This is a genomic window from Actinoplanes palleronii, from assembly GCF_016862315.1.
GTDB lineage: Bacteria > Actinomycetota > Actinomycetes > Mycobacteriales > Micromonosporaceae > Actinoplanes > Actinoplanes palleronii.
Genome location: NZ_BOMS01000120.1, coordinates 25340 through 44077, shown reverse-complemented (window position 1 = coordinate 44077; position 18738 = coordinate 25340). Strand labels below are relative to the sequence as shown.

19 protein-coding genes and 1 pseudogene are annotated in these 18738 nt (G+C 73.7%); 9 read left to right on the top strand and 11 right to left on the bottom strand.

What is annotated here, in order from left to right; translation table 11 throughout:
- Positions 1-41: 41 nt before the first annotated feature.
- Positions 42-896: a MurR/RpiR family transcriptional regulator gene (locus Apa02nite_RS36240; protein WP_203829068.1), complete on the top strand. Its 855-nt coding sequence runs from the start codon at positions 42-44 to the stop codon at positions 894-896.
- The gene (gene murQ / locus Apa02nite_RS36235) at positions 893-1879 is read left to right on the top strand and encodes an N-acetylmuramic acid 6-phosphate etherase (protein ID WP_307872013.1); all 987 of its coding nucleotides are present in this window, start codon (positions 893-895) and stop codon (positions 1877-1879) included. Before Apa02nite_RS36240 ends, murQ begins: the two co-directional genes overlap by 4 nt.
- Positions 1880-2020: 141 nt before the next feature.
- On the opposite strand, the gene Apa02nite_RS36230 is transcribed toward murQ, so the two are convergent.
- From Apa02nite_RS36230 to Apa02nite_RS51395, 3 genes are read right to left on the bottom strand one after another with little or no spacing between them, the layout of a single operon-like run.
- Positions 2021-3097, bottom strand: a complete 1077-nt coding sequence (locus Apa02nite_RS36230; protein WP_203829067.1) for a hypothetical protein — start codon at positions 3095-3097, stop codon at positions 2021-2023.
- Positions 3094-3450, bottom strand: coding sequence for a PadR family transcriptional regulator (locus Apa02nite_RS36225; protein WP_203829066.1), 357 nt, complete (start codon positions 3448-3450; stop codon positions 3094-3096). Before Apa02nite_RS36225 ends, Apa02nite_RS36230 begins: the two co-directional genes overlap by 4 nt.
- A gap of 44 nt (positions 3451-3494) precedes the next feature.
- Positions 3495-3956 carry a PQQ-dependent sugar dehydrogenase family protein gene (locus tag Apa02nite_RS51395; RefSeq protein ID WP_239164788.1) on the bottom strand — a complete coding sequence of 154 codons (462 nt, stop codon included), beginning with the start codon at positions 3954-3956 and terminating at the stop codon, positions 3495-3497.
- A 212-nt stretch (positions 3957-4168) separates the two neighbouring features.
- Here Apa02nite_RS51395 and Apa02nite_RS51390 point away from each other — a divergent pair, with 212 nt between their 5' ends.
- Positions 4169-4306 (top strand): hypothetical protein, encoded by a 138-nt coding sequence (locus Apa02nite_RS51390; RefSeq protein WP_239164787.1) that lies wholly within the window; start codon positions 4169-4171, stop codon positions 4304-4306.
- Here Apa02nite_RS51390 and Apa02nite_RS51385 read toward each other — a convergent pair.
- Positions 4288-4671, bottom strand: a pseudogene (locus Apa02nite_RS51385) (Ig-like domain-containing protein); the annotation flags it as partial. The gene Apa02nite_RS51390 and the pseudogene Apa02nite_RS51385 overlap by 19 nt on opposite strands.
- A 169-nt stretch (positions 4672-4840) precedes the next feature.
- Between Apa02nite_RS51385 and Apa02nite_RS36215 the strand changes: the two are divergent.
- Both Apa02nite_RS36215 and Apa02nite_RS36210 read left to right on the top strand, forming a co-directional pair.
- The gene (locus tag Apa02nite_RS36215) at positions 4841-5752 is read left to right on the top strand and encodes an NAD(P)H-binding protein (protein ID WP_239164784.1); all 912 of its coding nucleotides are present in this window, start codon (positions 4841-4843) and stop codon (positions 5750-5752) included.
- Positions 5749-6459 (top strand): CPBP family intramembrane glutamic endopeptidase, encoded by a 711-nt coding sequence (locus Apa02nite_RS36210; protein ID WP_203829064.1) that lies wholly within the window; start codon positions 5749-5751, stop codon positions 6457-6459. The genes Apa02nite_RS36215 and Apa02nite_RS36210 overlap by 4 nt, the downstream gene beginning before the upstream one ends.
- Positions 6460-6769: 310 nt before the next feature.
- On the opposite strand, the gene Apa02nite_RS36205 is transcribed toward Apa02nite_RS36210, so the two are convergent.
- Positions 6770-7525: a GNAT family N-acetyltransferase gene (locus Apa02nite_RS36205; protein ID WP_203829063.1), complete on the bottom strand. Its 756-nt coding sequence runs from the start codon at positions 7523-7525 to the stop codon at positions 6770-6772.
- A 186-nt stretch (positions 7526-7711) separates the two neighbouring features.
- On the opposite strand from Apa02nite_RS36205, the gene Apa02nite_RS36200 reads away from it, so the two are divergent.
- Positions 7712-7915 carry a hypothetical protein gene (locus Apa02nite_RS36200; RefSeq protein WP_203829062.1) on the top strand — a complete coding sequence of 68 codons (204 nt, stop codon included), beginning with the start codon at positions 7712-7714 and terminating at the stop codon, positions 7913-7915.
- Positions 7882-10620: an ATP-binding protein gene (locus Apa02nite_RS36195; protein WP_239164783.1), complete on the top strand. Its 2739-nt coding sequence runs from the start codon at positions 7882-7884 to the stop codon at positions 10618-10620. Before Apa02nite_RS36200 ends, Apa02nite_RS36195 begins: the two co-directional genes overlap by 34 nt.
- A gap of 777 nt (positions 10621-11397) precedes the next feature.
- On the opposite strand, the gene Apa02nite_RS36190 is transcribed toward Apa02nite_RS36195, so the two are convergent.
- The 6 genes from Apa02nite_RS36190 to Apa02nite_RS36165 form a co-directional block, all read right to left on the bottom strand.
- The gene (locus tag Apa02nite_RS36190) at positions 11398-12510 is read right to left on the bottom strand and encodes a site-2 protease family protein (protein WP_203829061.1); all 1113 of its coding nucleotides are present in this window, start codon (positions 12508-12510) and stop codon (positions 11398-11400) included.
- Between the two features lie 75 nt (positions 12511-12585).
- The gene (locus tag Apa02nite_RS36185; RefSeq protein ID WP_203829060.1) at positions 12586-12762 is read right to left on the bottom strand and encodes a hypothetical protein; all 177 of its coding nucleotides are present in this window, start codon (positions 12760-12762) and stop codon (positions 12586-12588) included.
- Positions 12763-12983: 221 nt separating this feature from the next.
- Positions 12984-13706 carry a nitroreductase family protein gene (locus tag Apa02nite_RS36180; protein ID WP_203829059.1) on the bottom strand — a complete coding sequence of 241 codons (723 nt, stop codon included), beginning with the start codon at positions 13704-13706 and terminating at the stop codon, positions 12984-12986.
- On the bottom strand, positions 13703-15325 hold the full coding sequence (locus Apa02nite_RS36175; protein ID WP_203829058.1) for a hypothetical protein: 1623 nt from the start codon (positions 15323-15325) through the stop codon (positions 13703-13705). Before Apa02nite_RS36175 ends, Apa02nite_RS36180 begins: the two co-directional genes overlap by 4 nt.
- A complete protein-coding gene (locus tag Apa02nite_RS36170) occupies positions 15322-15951 on the bottom strand; it encodes a TOMM precursor leader peptide-binding protein (RefSeq protein WP_203829057.1) in 630 nt (209 codons plus the stop codon). The genes Apa02nite_RS36175 and Apa02nite_RS36170 overlap by 4 nt, the downstream gene beginning before the upstream one ends.
- 8 nt (positions 15952-15959) lie before the next feature.
- A complete protein-coding gene (locus Apa02nite_RS36165; protein ID WP_203829056.1) occupies positions 15960-17318 on the bottom strand; it encodes a YcaO-like family protein in 1359 nt (452 codons plus the stop codon).
- Between the two features lie 263 nt (positions 17319-17581).
- Here Apa02nite_RS36165 and Apa02nite_RS36160 point away from each other — a divergent pair, with 263 nt between their 5' ends.
- Together Apa02nite_RS36160 and Apa02nite_RS36155 are read left to right on the top strand one after the other, a co-directional pair.
- On the top strand, positions 17582-18406 hold the full coding sequence (locus tag Apa02nite_RS36160; RefSeq protein WP_203829055.1) for an ATP-binding protein: 825 nt from the start codon (positions 17582-17584) through the stop codon (positions 18404-18406).
- The gene (locus Apa02nite_RS36155) at positions 18403-18738 is read left to right on the top strand and encodes an STAS domain-containing protein (protein ID WP_203829054.1); all 336 of its coding nucleotides are present in this window, start codon (positions 18403-18405) and stop codon (positions 18736-18738) included. The genes Apa02nite_RS36160 and Apa02nite_RS36155 overlap by 4 nt, the downstream gene beginning before the upstream one ends.

The window sequence follows — 18738 nt, the reverse complement described above, 5'->3', positions numbered from 1 at the left end:
GAATATTGACCACTGATGCTGAACAAAGGAAAATTTCCACCATGTCGGATACCACGGTCCGGGCGCGCGGTCTGTTGCCGTCACTCTCGCCGGCCGAGCAGCGGGTGGCTCGGGTGATCATCGAGGAGGCGGCCACCGCTTCCCGGCTGACCATCACCGACCTCGCCGAGCGGGCCGGGTCCAGCGAGACCACGGTGATCCGGTTCTGCCGGGCGCTGGGCTTCAACGGGTATTCGCAGCTGCGGCTGACCCTGGCCGGTGAGGCCGGGCGCTCCGATCCGGACGATCCGGTGGTGGGCAGCGACATCGGCGAGGGCGACGACCTGGCCCAGGTGGTCCGGAAGATCGCCTTCGCGGACGCCCGGGCGGTCGAGGAGACCGCCGCGCAGATCGACATCGCGGTGCTGGAGCAGGTCGTCGGCCTGGTCGCCGGCGCGCGGCGGGTGGACATCTACGGCGTCGGCGCGAGCGCGTTCGTGGCCACCGACTTCCAGCAGAAACTGTTCCGGATCGGCCGGATCGCGTACGCCTGGAGCGACACCCACCTGGCCCTGACCAGCGCGGCGCTGCTCGACGAGCGGGACGTGGCGTTCGGCATCTCGCACACCGGCACGACCAGCGACACCATCGACGCGTTCGCCGAGGCCGGGCGGCGCGGGGCGCGGACCGTCGCGCTGACCAACTTCCCCAAGTCGCCGATCACCCGGGTCGCCGACCTGGTGCTGACCACCGCGGCGCGGGAGACCACGTTCCGCTCCGGCGCGATGGCCAGCCGGCTCGCCCAGCTGACCGTTATCGACTGCGTGTTCGTCGGTGTCGCCCAGCGCACCTATCAGGCGACCCGGACCGCGCTCGAGGTCACCTACTCCGCGATCACCGACCGGAGGCGCGGGTGAGGCCGGTCGACGAGGTGCCACTGTCGCGCACGCCGCCAGGTTCCTCTCCGGGCGATCCGCGCGGCTCCTCGGGCGAGGCGCCGTTGTCGCGCACCGAGCAGCGCAATCCGCACAGCGCCACGATCGACCGGATGTCCTCGCTGGAGCTGCTGCACCTGATCAACGCGGAGGACCGGCAGGTGCCGATCGCGGTCGCCGGGGTGCTGCCCGAGCTGGCCGACGCGGTCGAACTGGCGGTGGCCGCGCTCGCCGTCGGGCACCGGGTGCACTACGTCGGCGCGGGCACGTCCGGGCGGATCGCGGTGCTGGACGCGGCCGAGCTGATCCCGACGTTCGGCCTGGAACCGGGGCGGGTGGTGGCGCACATCGCGGGCGGGACCCGGGCGCTGACCAACCCGTCCGAGGCGGCCGAGGACGACGAGGACGCCGGGGAGGCGGTGGTCGCCGACGTCGCCGCGGGAGACGTGGTCGTCGGGGTCACTGCGAGCGGGCGTACGCCGTACGTGCGGGCCGCGCTGATCGTGGCCCGGGCCCGGGGCGCGCGCACCGTGCTCGTCTCGGCGAACCCGGCCTCCCCGATCGCGCCCCTCGTCGACGTGCACATCGCGCCGGACACCGGGCCGGAGGTGCTGACCGGTTCGACCAGGATGAAGGCCGGCACCGCGCAGAAGCTGGTGTTGAACGCGTTCTCGACGGCGACCATGGTGCGGCTCGGGCGGACGTATTCGAACCTGATGACCGACATGCTGGCCAGCAACGCCAAGCTCCGCGATCGTCAGCTGCGGATCCTGGCCGAGGCGACCGGCGCCGACCCGGAACAGTGCCGGGAGGCCCTGCTCGAGGCCGGCGGCGACGCGAAAGTGGCGGTGGTGACGCTGATCGCCGGGGCGAGCGCGGAGGAGGCGGAGCGGGCCCTCGCGGCGAGCGGGGGGCATGTGCATCGAGCGCTGCGCTTGCTCGACGAGCTGCCGGCGCCCGGCTGACCCGCCGTGAGTTCCGCGGTCCGGCTGGCCCGGCCCGGCTCGCTGCGGTCCGGCCGACCGTGCCGAACCGCAACCGCCGGGCCGACAGGGCCGAACCGCAACCGCCGGGCCGACAGGGACAGACCGCAACACGCGAGCTGGTCAGGGGCTCAGCGGGGTTCGGCTGTCGGTCGGCTCACCGTGGGGCGGCTGGCGCCGGCTTGCCGAGGGACGGCTCGCGGCGACGGCTAGGGCGGCGAGCAGGCCGAGGGCCGCGTAGGCGGGGATCGGGAAGCTGATCGTGGGGCTGTAGACGACATATGGCTCCGGTGAGCCGTGGGCGTAGACCAGCACCTGGTAGGCGTCCCAGTAGAGGCGGTAGGCGGGGACGGCCACCGCGGCGAACCCGGCAGCGCCCACCACCGTCGCCGACCAGCGCCGCCGCCGGTCGTCGGCGCGGATCCGGCGGACGAATGCCGCGGCCAGCAGCCATCCGGCGAGGGCACCGGCGAGCGCTCCGGCGATGGTCAGCGGGCGGACCGCCGCCGCCTCGACCGGCCAGACCATGGTGCCGAAGTTGGTCTGTCCGGCCAGTCCGAGTTCGGCGCCAGTCACGACGTCGCCGGATCCGGAGAGCTTCAGACCGTCCTTGACCGCCGTGTAATAGACGAAGGTGGTGGGAATGGTCACCATGTCCACCGCGGTGTCACTGGGGAAGGCCATGGTGGCTCCGGCCTCGTCCCGGAACGACGTGATCCGCCAGCCGTCGGCGGTCAGCGCGGCCCGGATCCGCTCGGCGGAGTAGTCGCTGGTGCCGAACGTCCGCGCCAGCGCGCTCGGGCCCTGTATCGCCGAGGAGTCGTCCGGATAGACGGCGACGAGCGTGGGCGCCGTGATGCCGCTGGCCGCCGCGTTGAGATCGCGCAGATTCTCGTCGGACGGGATGGCGGTGGCGGTCTGCCAGCCGGCCCAGGTGCCGGCCGCGGCGCCGAACGCGCCCAGCACCACCGCCGCCAGCAGCGCCCCGATCCACGCCAGCGGCCGCCGGGCCGGTAGCCGGAAGCGCTGCCGCAGTCCGCAAAGGATCAGATGGGCCGACTCCCGCCGGCCGAGCCGGCCGTCGCCTTCGGCGGCGAGGTCGAGGTAGGTGGTGAGCATCTCGACGCCGCGGTGCTCCCGGTAGGCCCGGGGAAACGCCCGCAGCAGCCACCGATACCGCCGTTCCAGCTCGGCGCTCACGCGACACCACCGACGGCGGCGCCGGCTCCACCGAAGGCGACACCGTCGAACGCCAGGCGCAGCCGGGACGCTGCCGCGTCGGCGTTGCGGCGCAGTCGCTGGACCTGCGCGGTCAGCGCCGCCGTGCCCGCCTCGGTGAGCCGGTAGTACCGCCGCAGCCGGCCGTCGACCGCCTCCTCCCGGTCGACCACGATCAGGCCCTGCTCGGTGAGCCGGTCGAAGGCGCCGTAGAGGGTGCCGGGCCGCAGCACCACCTCACCCTGCGACAACTCCTGCACAGCGCGGATCACGCCGTAGCCGTGGGTGGGTTCCGCCGCCAGGGCGGTGAGGATCAAGAACGTCGGCTCCTGCATGCCCGGGACAGTACCGCCGCCGTTATATAACGTCAAACGTAGTATCAGGGCCGCGGCTTCAGCAGGGTGATCCGGCCGGCGCCGAGCTCGGTGACGTACAGATTGCCGGTGGCCAGGTCCTGGGTGACGTCGAGCGGCTGACTGAACCCGGTCAGCCCGGTGATGCCGGTGGTCCGGCCGGACAGGGTGCCGTCGGCCGCCACGTCGAACGTCTCGATGTCCTGCCCGTCGGAGTAGCGGACCACCAGCAGCTTGCCGTCGAGCGCGCCACCGCGGTACTCGATCGCGCCATTCGCCGAGGCGTGCAGGCCCGCGTCGTAGATGCCGGCCAGGTCGAGGTTCGGGTCCGGCGCGGTGCCGGCCGGGTACGCCGGCACCTGGAACGGGTCGGTGCCGGCGGTCGGGTTGCCACCGGCCAGGACCCACTCGCAGCGGACCGGGTTCGGGTGGCCGTAGTACCGGCCCGGCTTCACGTCGAACACGTAATCGGTCTCGGCGGTCGGCACGCTGGTCAGCGCCGGGACCGCCGGGCCGGTGTAGCCGCGCCGGGCGCACGAGGCGGGCCGGTGCGCCGGGCAGGCCGAGCGCGGTGGCGTTGGCCCGGACCGTGCCGATCACGGTGGCCGGGCCGAGGGTGCCGTCCGCGTTGATCGGGAAGCGGTGGAGGTACCCGTCCAGGGTGCCGGCGTAGAGCCGCCCGTCCGGGCCCTTGACGACGGTGGCGACGCCGACGGTCTTGTCGAAGGCGACCGGCCCGCCCGGGGTGCCACCCGCGCCGGTGGTGAAGACGATCGAGTACGGGAGGAACGGCGCGCCGGTCACGTCGGTGACCCCGCTGGTGACGGTGAACCGGTAGGCGGTGTTCGCGGCGAGCGGGCCGGTCGGCGACAGGTTGATCACGTCACCGCCGCCGCTGGTGATCGTGGACGCCGGCGATGTCGATGTAGCCGAGCTTGGTGTTGACTCCCCGGCCGGGCTGAGCGTGAGTTTGCCGTCGGTGACCCGCACGGTCCGGGTGGCGGTGGCGAACTTGACCGCGGCGGTCGGCCGGAAAGCGGCGATCGCGTTCTGATCCTCGACACTGGCCCAGTGCACGCTGTCGACCGCCGTGCCGGCGTCGCCGACCGCGACGGTCACCGTGTAGACGCCGTTCGGCACGGCCGCCTCCCAGGCGCCCGGGGTGTGCACGCCGGCCGACCCGGCGGGAAGCTGGGCATGCATGAAGGTGGCGAGCCGCGGGTCGCTCTGCCCGGCGGCCGGGTGGCGACGCTGTCGGAAATCCGTGCCCAAGGAGATCTTCGCCTGGGCGGGAAATGTGGAACGCCGGGCGATCATGTGCAGATCTCCACAGGGCCGACTCAGACCGGCCGAATCGGGTATGGGCAGGACCGTGACGAAAACTGTGCTGGTCAGTGGCGCTTCCGGGTTCATCGGCTCGCACGTCGCGGCCCGTCTCGTGGAACAGGGCTACCGGGTGCGGGCGATGACCCGCAACCCGGCGGAGTACACCGGCGCGGGTGAGCCGGTCAGCGGTGACGTCGGCGATCCCGCGTCGCTGCGCGCCGCGTTCCAGGGCGTCGACGCGGCCTACTACCTGGTCCACTCGCTGGACTCGGACGACTTCGAGCAGCGCGACGCGCAGGCGGCCCGGAACTTCACCGAGGCCGCGGCCGCCGCGCACGCGGAACGGATCATCTATCTCGGCGGGCTCGGGCCGGACGGCCGGCGCCTGTCGCCGCACCTGCGGTCCCGCCGCGAGGTGGAGAAGATCCTGCAGGCCGGGCCGGTGCCGGTCACCGTGCTGCGCGCCGCCGTGGTGATCGGGCACGGCAACATCTCCTGGGAGATGACCCGCGAACTGGCCGGCCGGTTACCGATCATGGTGACGCCGCGCTGGGTCCGGACCCGCACCCAGCCGATCGCGCTGCCGGACGCGGTGCGGTACCTGATCGGCGTGCTGGAGCCGGCCGAGGCGCGCGGCCGGGTCTACGAGATCGGCGGGCCGGAGGTGCTGCGCTATCTCGACATGCTGCAGCGGGCCGCCGCGGTGATGGGCAAGCGGCTGCCGAACCTGACCGTGCCGCTGCTGACCCCGCGGCTGTCGTCGGCGTGGCTGCGCTTCGTGACCGATGTTGATCTGGCGACCGCGCGGAATCTGGTCGACTCGATGGCCACCGAGGTGGTGGTCCGGGATCGCAGCATCACGTCGCTACTGCCCGGCCCGACCATCGGCTACGACGAAGCGGTCCGCCTGGCGCTGGCCTCGCAACAGCGACACGACCAGGTCCGGCCGGGCCGATGACCTGGCTGACCCACACCCGCGACGTGCTCGCCTCGTCGTTCGTCGACCGGGTTGAGCGCGATCATCAGCAGTCCGACCGGGAGTTCCGCCGCCGCCGGATCGTCGCCGCGCTCACCCTGGTGGCCGGCGCGATCCTGCTCGGCGTCTCACTCTCGGTGCGCCCCGGCGACGCCGTCTTCTACCCGCTGACCGTGCTGGTCGCGCTCACCTGGATCGGTGGCGCGCTGCTGTCCGGCCCGCTGCACCTGGGCTGGACGCCGTTCCGGGGCCGGTTGCGCCGCCCGATCGTCGTACCGGTGCTGACCGGCCTGGTCATCGCGGCCGTCTTCGTGGCCGGCTCGCTTGTCGTCCGGGAGGTGCCGGCGCTGCGCGACCCGGTCAACAGCGTCCTCGCGCACGCCCGCTACGGCGCGATCGTCCCGATCACCGCGATCACCGTCCTGAACGGCATCGCCGAGGAGGTCTTCTTCCGCGGCGCGCTGTTCGCCGCGATCGGCCGCCGCTGGGCCGTCCCGATCTCCACGGTCGTCTACGCCGCCGCCACGCTGGCCACCGGCAACCCGATGCTGGTCTTCGCGGCCGCCCTGCTCGGCCTGATCCTGGCCCTGCAACGCCGCGCCACCGGCGGCATCCTCGCCCCGATCCTCACCCACATCACCTGGTCGACCACGATGCTCTTCGTCCTGCCCGCGGTGGTCCATCCCTGACGCGCCAGGTCCGCTTCGGCTTCCGGTCAGCCCTATTCGGTACGGATACGGAGCGCTCGTCCGCAGGCTACGAGCCGAGTCCCGCCCGTGAGGCCGCCGCGAGACCCGCTCCCGGCCCGGACCGCAGCGCGCCTCCCGGTCACCGGCTGGGCCTCAGGGGTGTCTCCGCCATGCGGAGACACCCCTGAGAGCCAGCCAACCCCCGCTCGACGCGGCCGCAGCCTTGAGTGGCCTCGGTCTCGCGCGGTGCCGCGGGGCGCGCTGTGCGCGGCGCGGGCAGCGCCCGGCTCGGCGCGGCGGCTCCGCGGGGTCAGGCGGTGAAGGCGGTCCAGGTCTCGACCAGGTGGAAGCCCATCGACTCGTAGAGGGGGCGGGCCATCTCGCTCGGGTGCAGGTAGGCCCAGGTGGCGCCGGAGACCAGGGCGCCGTGCAGCACCGCCTCGGTGATCCGGCGGCCGGCGCCCAGGCTGCGGGCGGCCGGCCGTACCGCGATGTTGAACACGCCGACCACGTCGCCGGACGTCATGGCCAGGCCGGTGCCGATCGGGTGGCCGCCGGACTCGGCCAGATAGCCGGTGACCGGGCCGGCGTCCAGCACCGTGCCGCCCATCAGCGAGCCGAACGCCGCCGCGGGCGCCTCGAACCCCTCGGCGAGCACCTGCGTGTACAGGTCACTTTCGGCCGCGCCGATCCGGCGGACCGAGACGCGCCGTTCGTCGTCGCGGAACTCGACGTCGCCGATCGCGCAGCCCAGCAGCGGCACGTCGCCGTGCCGGGTCAGGCCGTGGCGGGCCGCGAGGGCGATCAGTTCCGGACTGGCCGCGCCGCGGATCATGATGGACCAGTCGGCGGTGCGGTCACTGACGTCGGCGGCCAGCTCCTCGAGGGACTCCGGGTCCGGGTCCAGGGTGGTGTCGTACACGCAGTTGAGGGTGGCGAGGCTGGCGCCGGTGAGAGCCGCGCGGGCGGTGCCGCGCTCGGCGTACCAGCCCTTCGGGGTCACCGTGCAGAGCGTCGCGATGGCGTCGAAATACGCCGCCGCCAGCCGGTCAGCGGTCGTTCCCATGCTCGTACCCCCGTGCTCGTGGTCGCCGCCACCCTAGGTCATCGGGTTCCGTCTAGGTATGCCTAGTCCACCCGCGCGTCGCCGACTAAACCGTTCTGACCAGCGAAGATAGGTAACAGCTTCCGATGTGGCGGGTCCCGTTCCGGCCGAGGATTGACCCATCAGCCACGAACGAGGAGACAAGTCATGTTGATGCACCCGGAACTGATGCTGGCCCTGGCGAACGACCGGCAGCGCGAGCTGATCGCCGAGGCCGACAAGGAGCGCCTACTCGCCGGCGCCCGGCGCAACCGCCTGTCCCGCCGGGCCGGGAAAGCCTCGGCGGTACGCGGACACCCCACCGGTACCCTGGCGTCGTGCGAACCCTCCGCGGCGGTGCCAGCCCGGTGATGATCGGTCGGGACAGCGAGCTGCGCCGGTTGGCGCGGCTCGCTGCTTCGCGTGAGCCGGCCGTCGCGATCATCGCGGGCGAGCCGGGCATCGGCAAGACCCGGCTGGTCCAGGAGCTGCTGTCCACCCTTCCGGCGCAGGCCGTGGTGCTGATCGGCCAGGCCGAGCCCGGCTCGCTGTCCCGGCCGTACGAGGTGTTGCTCGACGCCATCGACGGGCGGGCCGGGGTCGACGAGGCGCAGCTGGACGCGCTCGGCGATCCGCGGCGCAGCCCGATCGAGCGGCTGCACACCGGCCTGGCCGTGGTGGCCGACCTGATCGGCGACGCCCCCGCCGTGATCGTCTTCGAAGATCTGCACTGGGCCGACTCGGAGAGCGCGGCACTGTTCGAGCGGATCGCCGACCAGCCCGGGCCACGGCTGCTGATCGGGACATACCGGCCGGACGAGGTGACCCGCCGCCAGCCGGTGGCCGGTCTGCTGGCCCGGTTGGAGCGCCGGCACGCGGTCACCCACGTACGATTGAATCGCTTGTCCCCCGCGCAGACCGCGGCCCTGCTCGCGGCCGCGACCGGTGCACCCGTGGCCTTGCGTGCCGCGACCGCTCTGCATCATCGGACCGGCGGCAATCCGTTCTTCCTGGAGGAGTTGCTCCGCGCACTGCCCGGCTACGACGTGGAGGCGCTCGTCGAGCAGCCGCTGCCGTGGAGCCTCGCGGACGTGCTGCGCCGGCAGGTCGACGACCTCGACCCGGTCAGCCACCGGATCGTCGAGGCGGCCACCGTGCTCGGCCACCGCATCCCGTTCGACCTGCTCGCCGACGTGACCGGGGCCGGCGAGGACGCGCTGATCGCGGTGCTGCGCGACCTGGTCACCCGGGGTGTGCTGGTCGAGGCGGGCGAGGACGAGTTCGCGTTCCGGCACGCGCTGGTCCGCGAGGCGATCGCCGGTCAGCTGCTCGGCCGGCAGCGGCGCCGGCTGCACGAGGCGGCCCTCGACGTGCTGCTGCGCGGCGGCGCCTCCGACCCGGCCATGGTCGCGCACCACGCCCGCGGCGCCGGCCGGTACGACGACATGATCACCGCAGCCCGGCGGGGTGCCGCGCTGTATCTGTCGATCGGCTCCGCCTACCAGGCGTTGCAGCTGGCCGAGATGGGTCTCGACGAGGCGCCCGACGACACCGATCTGCTGGCGTCCGCGGCCCGGGCCGCGTGGCTGGCCGGGCTGCTCGACGACGCGCTGCGCCACGGCCGGCGCTGGCGGGACCTGGCCGGCACCAGCACCGACCGGGCCGAGTCGCTGTACCTGCTGGTCCGGATCGCCTGGGAGTCCCGGGAGACCGGCGAGATGCGCGCCCTGACCCAGCACATCGAGACGCTGATCGCCGAGTTGCCGCCGGGCGCCGACCAGGCCCGGGCGATGACCGCGATCGCCCAGTCGACGTATCTGCGTGACGAGCTCGACGCGGCCCTGCACTGGTCGGACCGGGCGCTGGCACTGGCCGACGAGTTCGACCTGCCGTCCGTACGCCTGGCCGCCCTGGTCGAGAAGGGCTCCACGCTGACCGAGCGCCCGCACACCGCCGCCGACGGCCGCAAGATGCTCGCCGGGCTGGTCGACGAGGCCGAGCAGGCCGGCGAGTGGGTGCTCGCCGCCCGGGCCCTGAACGCCCTGGTGCACGGCGAGCCGCCGGCCTCGCCGGTCGAGCACGCCGAGACCCTGGAGCGGATGCGGGTCGACGCCGAACGGGCCGGGTTCGAGTCGCTCGCCGTGGCCACGTACTTCCAGGGCCGGGCCCGGCTCGCGCTGCGCTCCGGTGACCTGCGCGCCGCGATCGCCGCGCTGGAGGAGGGCCGCGAGCACGACCACGGCTACCAGCGCCGGGGCCGGTGGGCCGACTACCACGGCGTCTTCCTGGCCGGGCTCTACCTGGAGGCCAACGAACTGGACCGGGTCGAGCAGCTGATCACCGACCTGGCCACGTTGCCCAGCAACATGCCGACCACCATCCCCGGGCTGGTGTTCAACCTGGCCTGCCGGCGCGGTGACCTGGCCGGTGCCGAGGCCGCCCTGGACGAGTTCATCACGCTGATCGCCCCGCAGCCGTGGCGCAGCGGTGAACAGGCCCACGACCTGATCTCGGCGGCGCTCCAGCTCGGACTGCCGGCCGGGCGACTGGACATGATGGCCGAGGCGCTGCTCGACGCCGAGGTGTGGGACGCGCTGCGCACGCTGGTCGAGACCCAGGTGACCGAGGCGCACGGCCGGCACGCCGAGGCGCTGGCCGGGTATCTCTCGATCACGGACGCGCACATCCTGGCGCCGTTCGTGCGGGGCACGGTGCGGCTCGGGGCGGCTCGCTGCCTGCTGGCCGCGGATCGTCGTAGCGAGGCCGCCGCCCAGGCCGAGGCGGCCGCGGCGCTGCTGGCCGGGTGGGGCGGCTGGCGGGTGGCCCAGCTCGACGCGGTCCGCGCGCAGCTCGGGATGGCCCCGGCCGGCGGCGCGCCCGCGGTCACCGGCCCGGCCGCCCTGACCCCGCGCGAACGCGAGGTCGCCGTCCTGATCAGCGATGGCCTGACGAATACGGAGCTGGCCCGCCGCCTCTACATCTCCCCGAAAACCGCCGCCGTCCACGTCTCCAACATCCTGCGCAAGCTGGGCGTCTCCTCCCGCACCGAGGTCAGCGACCTGCTCGCCCGCCCCTGACCCTCCCGCCCGTAGGGCCCACGCGAGACCCGCCCCACCCCAGACCGCAGCGCGCCCCCGACCTCGGCTGGTTCTGAGGGGTGTCTCGGCACCCCCGAGACACCCCTCAGAACCAGCCCACGGACCCGGCTGGCGCGGGCGGCTGCCTCCCGGCCGCCGACACACAACCATCAGCACCAGCCGGTGCCGGGAGGCGCGCACCCGAACAAGCCCGGCTGGCTCTTGCGGCCCTGATGAGCACGCCATAACGGCTGTCAGAACCAGCCCGTCGACCGCGGCTGGCTCTGACAGCCCTAATGAGGACGCCACAACGGCCGCCAGGACCAGCCCGGCGACTCCGGCTGGGCCTGACGGCCGGATCGGGGCGGGTTGGCGGCCGTGAGGACCAGCCGGGCCCGGAGGGCGACCGACTACCGGGACGAGCCGGCCACCTTGCGGGACGGCCGCGCACCCGGACGGGCCGCGGGCGGCGTGGCGCACCGCAACCCAGCGCCCGCCCGGCCTGGCGGCCGACCCCGGCCACCCGCCAACCGGAAGCAACCCAGCCAGCGAGACCGGCTGGTGCTGAGGGGTGTCTCAACGGCGTTGAGACACCCCTCAGCACCAGCCGAGGTCGGGAGGCGCGCTGCGGTCCGCGGTGGCGCGGGCGTCGCGCGGGGATCGACGCGGGCCGGGAGGCGCGGCTGGGTCGGTGGGGGCGCGGGCGTGGCGCGGGACCGGCCCGGGGCGTGGCTTTGTAGCCTGCGGCGGGGCGCTCGGTATTCGTACCGAATGGGGTTAATGGGTGAATTGGGCCAGTAGGCGGTAGTAGTTCATGGCGATCAGTGACAGGACCAGGAGCAGGTAGGTGGCGCTGATCAGGCCGTAGGTGAGGTACAGGCGGCGGCGGGCGGGGGTGACCGCGCGGTGGGCCGCGGACAGGGGCATGCGGAACAGCAGGTGGCCCAGGTAGGCGAAGGCGCGGTGGCGCAAATTCAACTCGCCGAGGGCGGCCTCCATCGCGTGGTGGCCGTCGGTGAGCGGGAGCAGCGGGTTGAGGTTGTTGAGGATGACGAACAGCTGCATGCCGAGCAGCCAGCGCAGCCAGCCGAACTGCACCGGGTCGACGACGATCAGCGCGCCGGACAGGCCGGCGGCGGCCAGGTCGACGAGCGGGCCGACCAGGGCGACGGCGCTGCGGGCGGTGCGGGAGCGGACCCGGTAGGCGTCGGTGCGGTCCACGTAGGTCAGCGGGAGCAGGTAGAAGAAGAGTTTCACCCCGGCCTCGCGGACCGGCACACCCAGCGACTGGCACACCGCGGCGTGCCCCATCTCGTGCACGGTCGCCTGCACCAGCAGCGCCGCGATCAGCAGCAGCCAGGACGGGCCGGCGAACACCATCGGGGCGGGCAGCGTCATCGCCAGCACGATGGCGACCGTGGCGGCGACCGCGACCAGCACCGCGACGGCGAAGGACGATCGAGGGAAGCGGGCGAGCAGCTTGGCCGGCGGGCGCAGCAGCAGGTTCAGGTGCCGGGCCGGGATCCGCAGGCGCGGGGTGAGCCGGAAGAGCCAGGACAGCGCCAGGTGCCGGCCCCGCAGCGGTTCCGGCGGTACGCACAGCACCCCGGCCGCGCGCAGGTCGGTGAGGAACGACAGCAGCACCGGCGACCGGTCCCGGGTGCCGTCCGGTCCCCGGGAACGGCGGGCCGCGTCCAGCAGCGCGGTGCCGGTACGACTGCCGTCGAGCAACGGCACCACCCGCACCCCGGTCGGGCTGAGCCGGACATACGTGCCGGACGCCGCGTTGAACAGCAACGGGTGGCCGTCGGCGCCGTCGACCAGCTCGACCTCCGGCGCCAGCTCCACCGGCTCGTCGAGCCAGTCGAGCGTGCTCTGTTCGGCAGACATGGGTGTCGTTCTCCAACGGGCAGTAGGACGCCGGGGGCGCACTGGTGACAGCACGCCCCCGGCTGGGTCAGACCCTCAGATCAGCGACAGCCGCCGCAGCCCCGGGTGCCACCGCAGCCGCCACAGCCGCCACAGCCCCGGGTGCCACCGCAGCCGCCGCAGGGACCGCAGCCCCGGCAACCGCCACAGGGACCGCAGGGGGCGCAGCCGCCGCTGGCGCGGCACCCGCCACACGGACCGCAGCCGTGGCACGGGCCACAGCCACCGGTGCCGAGCAGCGACGCGCTCACCACGGTCGGCAGCAGCTCGGCGGTCAGGTCGTCCTCGAGCCAGAGGTCCAGTTCATCGTGGATCTCGGGCATCGGTAGGTCACTCTTCACGCGACTCATCTCCTTTGATGTGTCTTGCCGGTCGGCGGTCGCCGCCGGCCGGGGCCCGGGCTCCGGGAGCGCGGACCCCAGCTCTGTGCCGGGCTACGCCGTCCACTCCGGCGCCGGGTGACCGGCGGCGAACGCGAACAGCGGGGCCCGGTGGTAGCCGTCGGCGCCGACCCGTTCCCGCAGGACGTGCGGCAGCAGACCGGCGAAGACCGTGCCGACCAGCCCGAGGCGCAGGGCGGCCAGCCAGGCGGCGTGCCCGGCCGCGCCGGCCCGGGACAGCAGCAGCCGGTGACCGTGGCTGCCGTGCCGGGCGAGCGCGCCGGCCAGGTTCCCGGTGATCACCAGCAGGGCGGGCGCCTGGGCGAACTCCCGCTGCAGCACGAGCTCCTCGGCCTCGGCGCCGGAGGGCAGGCTCGCCACCCGGCGCAGCGCGGACTCCCCGGGCAGGTACCGGTACAGCCCGGTGTCCACGCCGGTGACCCGCCAGGCCGCGCAGTACAGCTCCAGCCCGACACCGGCCTCGCGCTCCCCCGCCCAGCCACGCGCGTCCATCCGGTCGGCGGCCGCGAAGAGCGCGGACAGGTCCTCGGCGGACATCGCGGCGGGCGCGTAGTCGCGGGTCGAGGTGCGTTCGGCGAGCACGTCGTCCAGGGCCAGGCGCGGGCCGGCCGGGGCGGGCAGCGCGATCGACGGCCCCTCGTGCGGCGGCGGCTGCAGGTGTGCCGGGACCAGGATCCGGGGCCCGGGGTCCCGCTTGGTGTCGGCCAGCAGCCGTTCCAGCAGGTGCAGGCGCTCGTCGGCGGTGTCCACGCTCATGCGTCGTTCCTCAGGGTCAGGGCGACCACGGCGGTGACCGGCTCGCTGTCGTCCAGGCGCAGCGCGGCGGCGATCGCCGTGTCGTCCCAGCGGTCGGCGATCCGGGCCGTGGCGCCGTGCTCGTCGGTGAGCGCGGTCAGCTGGGCGAGCGCCGCGCCGGCGTCCAGGCAGAGAATCCGGTAGGCGAACTCGTGGTACTTGGCCGCGACCACACCGAGCGCGCCGGTGAGCACGAGCAGTGCCGACGGCCGGTCCACGGCGAGCGCCGGGCTGACCGCGGCCACCACGCCGCCGGCGTCGTCGAGCGCGCGGATCCGGGCCAGGCTGTGGTCGCCGCGCTGGTAGAAGTACCAGCCGGGGTCGGTCCCGGGCACGTCCAGGGCGAGCAGGTAGGCCTGCACCGAGCCGAGGTTCCCGCCGGTCGGCGCCCACCGGCGGACCTGCCCGTCCCGCTCCTCGCGGAGCCCGGCGGTACGCCGCAGCAGCGCCCCGATCGTCTGCTCCTCGCCGAGAGAGACCTTCACGGCGGCCGGGAACTCCCGGTTGTAGCGCTGCAGCGCCACGTTCGACGGTTTGAAGTGCATCTGGTGGTCTTTGGGGTTGAGCCATTCGCGGGGCGGGAACGCCACCGCCTGCTCGTACACGTGCGCCAGGGCCGGTCCCGGCAGCTCGGACGGCAGGCAGACCGGGCAGCCCGGCAGGCGGTACGCGCTGCGCGTGGACTGGGTCCAGTCGACGAGGTCGTACACCGCGCAGCCGGTCAGCGACGGGGTCTGGCCGACCCGGGACAGCAGGTGCACGATCTCCGTGGTGATCAGGGCGGCCCAGGCCGCGACCCGCGCCGGCGACGGCTCGCCGCGATCGAACGGACCGGCGAAGCAGTCGTAGCAGCCGGTGTACCGGGCGTCGAACAGCGGCCCGACCTCGGCGGTGCGCTCACCGGCCGCGGTGCGCAGCCAGCCGATCCCGGCCCGGCGGCACGCCTCGTCGACCCGGGCCATCGCCGCGGCGTCCCCGTCGTCGACGGCGACCACGAAGTCACCGGCCCCGATCGGCATGTCGGCACCGGTCCAGCCGTGCACGTCCACGCCGGACGCGGCCAGTTCGGCGCGCAGCACGCCGGTCAGCGCACCGGGCCCGGCGAGCAGCACCCGGGTCTGTGCCAGCCGGTCGCCGGCCTCGCTGCGGCTGCGGTTGACCCGGGTGGTGTCCAGGTTCCGGCCCAGGTAGTCGATCACCTCGGCCGGGATCAGGGTCAGCTCGTCGCCGGCCGGGCCGTTCTGCAGCAGGCCGCTGACGTAGAGCATCGAGACGCAGGCGTACAGGGTGCGCTCGGACACCCCGGGCAGCGCGGCGGCCAGCTCCGGGACGGTGCGGGCGCCGTCCAGTTCCGGCAGCAGCCGCGGGATCAGCGTGGTGGCGGTCCGGCCACGCAGCGCGGTGGTGCGGTTGCCGCCGCCGGCGAACGCCAGGCCGTCGTCGAGCGGGACGGTCACCAGGCCGGGTACCAGGCAGGGCCGGTCCGGCACCTGGAACTGCGGGTCGACGCCGGTGACGTAGGCCATGGTGGCGGCCGACATCCGGCCCTCGTGCCGGGTCGTTTCCTCGGTTCCGATCATCCCCACACTCCCTGCAGCAGGTCGGGCAGCCGTACGTACGACCGGGTGGTCTCGTCCCGGCCCAGGCCGCACCGCGGACATCCGTGCACGCCGACCACCCGGCCGGCGCGTAGTTGCTGGGTCGGCACGTCGATCTGCCGTACCCGACCGGCCTCGTCCTCCGGAGCGGTCCGGAGCCGTTCGACGGCCTCGGCGACGGCGGCCGCCGCGAGCAGCGCGGTCGACGGCAGGTATCCGGCCGGACCGGCCTGCGCGTCCGCGGTGTAGTGCCGGTCCACCGCGGCGCGGACGGTCCGGGCCGGGTCGTGCTGCGCCTGCCGGCCGCGGTAGCAGCCCTGGCACGCGCCGGCGCCCGGCACCACGGCCGGGCCGATCTCCAGCACCGGGTGGTCCAGGATCACCGGCAGCCAGGGCTGGCCGGTGCGGAACGACTCCTCGTCACACTCGCGCTCCAGCTCGGGCATCCGGCGCCAGGCGATGAGCACGTGCAGCCGGGGTTCCGGTGTCCGGGGCCGGACCACCGCGCCGGGCGCGCCGGCGATCTCGACGTCGTGGACCAGGTCACGCAGCCGCTCGGCGACGGCGAAGCCGAACGGACCGACGGGTGTGACGAACAGGCGATACATGGCGATCCTCACGCGAATGGCTGCGGCCAGGCGTTCAACGACGCCTCGGTCCTGGACGGGTAACCCATCGCGACCGGCGCCCGGTAAAGCCGGGGCGAGCCGAGGTAGCGGGCCCGGTAGTTGAAGCAGAGCGGCTGCAGCCCGGGTACGACCGCGCGGACCACGGTCATCCCGGCCCGGATCGCCTCGTCGGTGCTCAGGTCGATCAGGTACGCGGCCATGTCCCGCTCGGCCAGCCGGTCGAGCACCAGGCGCAGGTCGGCGGTGGCGTCCCCGGTGGACAGCACCGGCATCTCCGACAGCCGGCGCCGGGCCGGGCTGGTCAGCAGGAAGTCGAAGGCGGCGGCCCGCTCCGGCATCGCCATGTAGGCCGCGCCGTCGGACACCCCGGTGAACGTCCGGACGTCCTCACTGGGCGCTTGCGCTCCGCGCAGCGCGATCCGCACCGACACGGTCTCGCAGATCGCCTTCGCCGCCGCGGTCTGCGGATCGAGGCTGGTCGCGCAGGACACGACGGTACGACAGGTCGGGTGATTCCGGGCGATCGAGACGCCGTACACGGTCGGGATGCCCAGGTCGGTGGTGGCGTCGTAGAGCTGGATCTCGACGTCCCGCCCGGCACACAGGTCGAGGTACCGCTGCAGTTCCGGGCCGACCGTGTCGAGCTCGATCCGGGGCAGCGGCAGCTCGTGCAGCCAGGTGAGGCTGATCGCGTCCCGTTCGATCACCTCGCACAGCGCGCCGCGGACCGCCACCGCCGGGTCGGGGTGGGTGGCCGCCCCGGTGGAGATCGGGTTGGTGATCCGTTCGCCGTCGTGTGCCGAGAAGTGCATGAAGACCAGCGACGCGGGCACCCAGGACGGTGTGCCGGTGGCCAGGTCCAGGCCGCGGATCCAGCGCATCCGCGCGGTGCGCTCGGGCAGCACCAGCGGGCTGTGCGGGTCCTCGAGCTCGGCCGGCGAGCAGCGCGGCAGGCTGTCCAGGTCGAGCGCCGCGGCGCCCTCGGCGGCCAGCTCGTCGGCGGTGGCCCAGCGGAGCTGGCGGTCGTCGTAGACGCAGTTCGCGTAGCGTTCCAGGCCCTCGGCGATGCCGACGATCGCCGAGCGTTCCGGGTCCACGCCGGTGCCGGTGCCGTCCAGGGTGCCGAGGCAGTCCGGGCCGCACAGGTTCGGCAGCACCGTCGACACGTCGCCGAGGTCGGCCGAGAACACCGCGAGCGGCGGGTCCGAGGACTCGACCGGCAGCTGGTAGACGTTGTTGACCAGGCCACCCAGCGGGGACACCAGGTCCCGCAGCCGGGGCGCCGACGCGTCCCGCCGGGCCGCTTCCGCTCCGTTGAGGGCTTGCTCCGCGACAACCGCGCTCATAGGCCCGCTCTTTCCGTCAGGTCCGATGGAATCGCGAGCCCACCGGCCAGCCGGGAACTCGACGCCGCCAGTCTTGATCTTCAACTGGGACCGTCGCCGGGGTTTGCGGAAACTGCGAGCGGGTAAGCGCTTCAGCCCGCCTTTCGAGTGGATCTACATAGGCCGAACGGACGACCCGATCAGGGGATGTGCCTGGCGCGGGGGCCACGGAGCACGCCATGCTCGGACGGTTCCCGCGACGGCCCTTCGAAAGACTCGAAGTAATGACCAACGCTTTTCTCGTCTCCGGTGTGGCCCAGGTCGTGTGCGTCAACGACCCGGACCACGCGGTGACACAGGTGGAAGTGCACGGCGGCTGGGACGGCCGGCTGCGCACCGAGACCGCCGCGGCACTGCGCGGCTGCCTGGCCGAGACACCCCAGCTGCTGATCGTCGATCTGGCCCGGCTGGACGATCCGGCCGGCGAGTCCGCGCCGACCTGGCAGACCGCGGCCCGGTACGTCCGGGAGACCGGCTCACCGACCGTGCTGGTGCTGATCGGCGCGCCCCCGGCGGTGGCCCGGCGGATGCCGGAGAGCCGGATCCGCCTGGCCGCCAGCGTCGGCGAGGCGCTGGCCGCCGCCGCCCCGCTGGACGGCGCCGCGGTGTGGGGCGCCACCGGGCAGCGCCGGCACTGGCACCTGGCGCTGCCGCCGGAACTGCGCTCGAACGCCCTGGCTCGCACCCTGGCCGGCGACGCGTGCCTGGCCTTCGGGGTGCCGCAGCTGACCCATCAGGCCCGTTTGATCATGTCGGAGCTGGTCATGAACGCCATCGAACACGCGGCCACCGACCTCGACGTGCGGGTGTCGTTGCGCGGGGCCGTGCTGCACCTGACCGTGCACGACCGGGATGCCACGTTCCCCCGGCTGGTCGAGGACGATCCGGGCCGGCCGGGTGACTGGCTGGGCCGCCGGGGGCTGGGCCTGCGGCTGGTCGCGGCGGCCGCCCGGACCTGGGGCGTGCTGCCCTGCCGGCTCGGCAAGGTGGTCTGGGCGACCGTCGCCCCCCAGCCGGCCGTCGCCACCCGTCCGGAGAGTGCGTCGTGACGGCCGACGGCGGCGCCCGGCTGCACGCCGCGGTGAAGGACGCCCTCGACGACCGGCTGGCCATCGTGCTGAGCGGTGAGCTCGACCTGACCGGCGGGCCGCTGCTCGCCGCGTTCCTCGACGACGCGGTGCACGACGGTGTCCGGCGGGTCGAGGTGGACATGGCCCAGGTGAGCTTCGTCGACCTGCGCGGCCTGCGGGTGCTGCTGCGCGCCCAGCAGTGGTGCGCCGAGCGCGGTGTCACGCTGCGGCTGTGCGAGCCGCAGCCGCACGTGCTCTGGCTGCTGGAGTTCAGCGAGAGCGCCACCGTCCTGCTGCCGGACGAGCACTAG

Coding starts and splice junctions, on each gene's coding strand:
- Apa02nite_RS36240 (WP_203829068.1), top strand. CDS start 42: ATGTCGGATACCACGGTCCGGGCGCGCGGTCTGTTGCCGTCACTCTCG.
- Apa02nite_RS36225 (WP_203829066.1), bottom strand. CDS start 3,450: ATGCAGGAGCCGACGTTCTTGATCCTCACCGCCCTGGCGGCGGAACCC.
- Apa02nite_RS36210 (WP_203829064.1), top strand. CDS start 5,749: ATGACCTGGCTGACCCACACCCGCGACGTGCTCGCCTCGTCGTTCGTC.
- Apa02nite_RS36205 (WP_203829063.1), bottom strand. CDS start 7,525: ATGGGAACGACCGCTGACCGGCTGGCGGCGGCGTATTTCGACGCCATC.
- Apa02nite_RS36200 (WP_203829062.1), top strand. CDS start 7,712: ATGTTGATGCACCCGGAACTGATGCTGGCCCTGGCGAACGACCGGCAG.
- Apa02nite_RS36190 (WP_203829061.1), bottom strand. CDS start 12,510: ATGTCTGCCGAACAGAGCACGCTCGACTGGCTCGACGAGCCGGTGGAG.
- Apa02nite_RS36180 (WP_203829059.1), bottom strand. CDS start 13,706: ATGAGCGTGGACACCGCCGACGAGCGCCTGCACCTGCTGGAACGGCTG.
- Apa02nite_RS36175 (WP_203829058.1), bottom strand. CDS start 15,325: ATGATCGGAACCGAGGAAACGACCCGGCACGAGGGCCGGATGTCGGCC.
- Apa02nite_RS36170 (WP_203829057.1), bottom strand. CDS start 15,951: ATGTATCGCCTGTTCGTCACACCCGTCGGTCCGTTCGGCTTCGCCGTC.
- Apa02nite_RS36165 (WP_203829056.1), bottom strand. CDS start 17,318: ATGAGCGCGGTTGTCGCGGAGCAAGCCCTCAACGGAGCGGAAGCGGCC.
- Apa02nite_RS36160 (WP_203829055.1), top strand. CDS start 17,582: ATGACCAACGCTTTTCTCGTCTCCGGTGTGGCCCAGGTCGTGTGCGTC.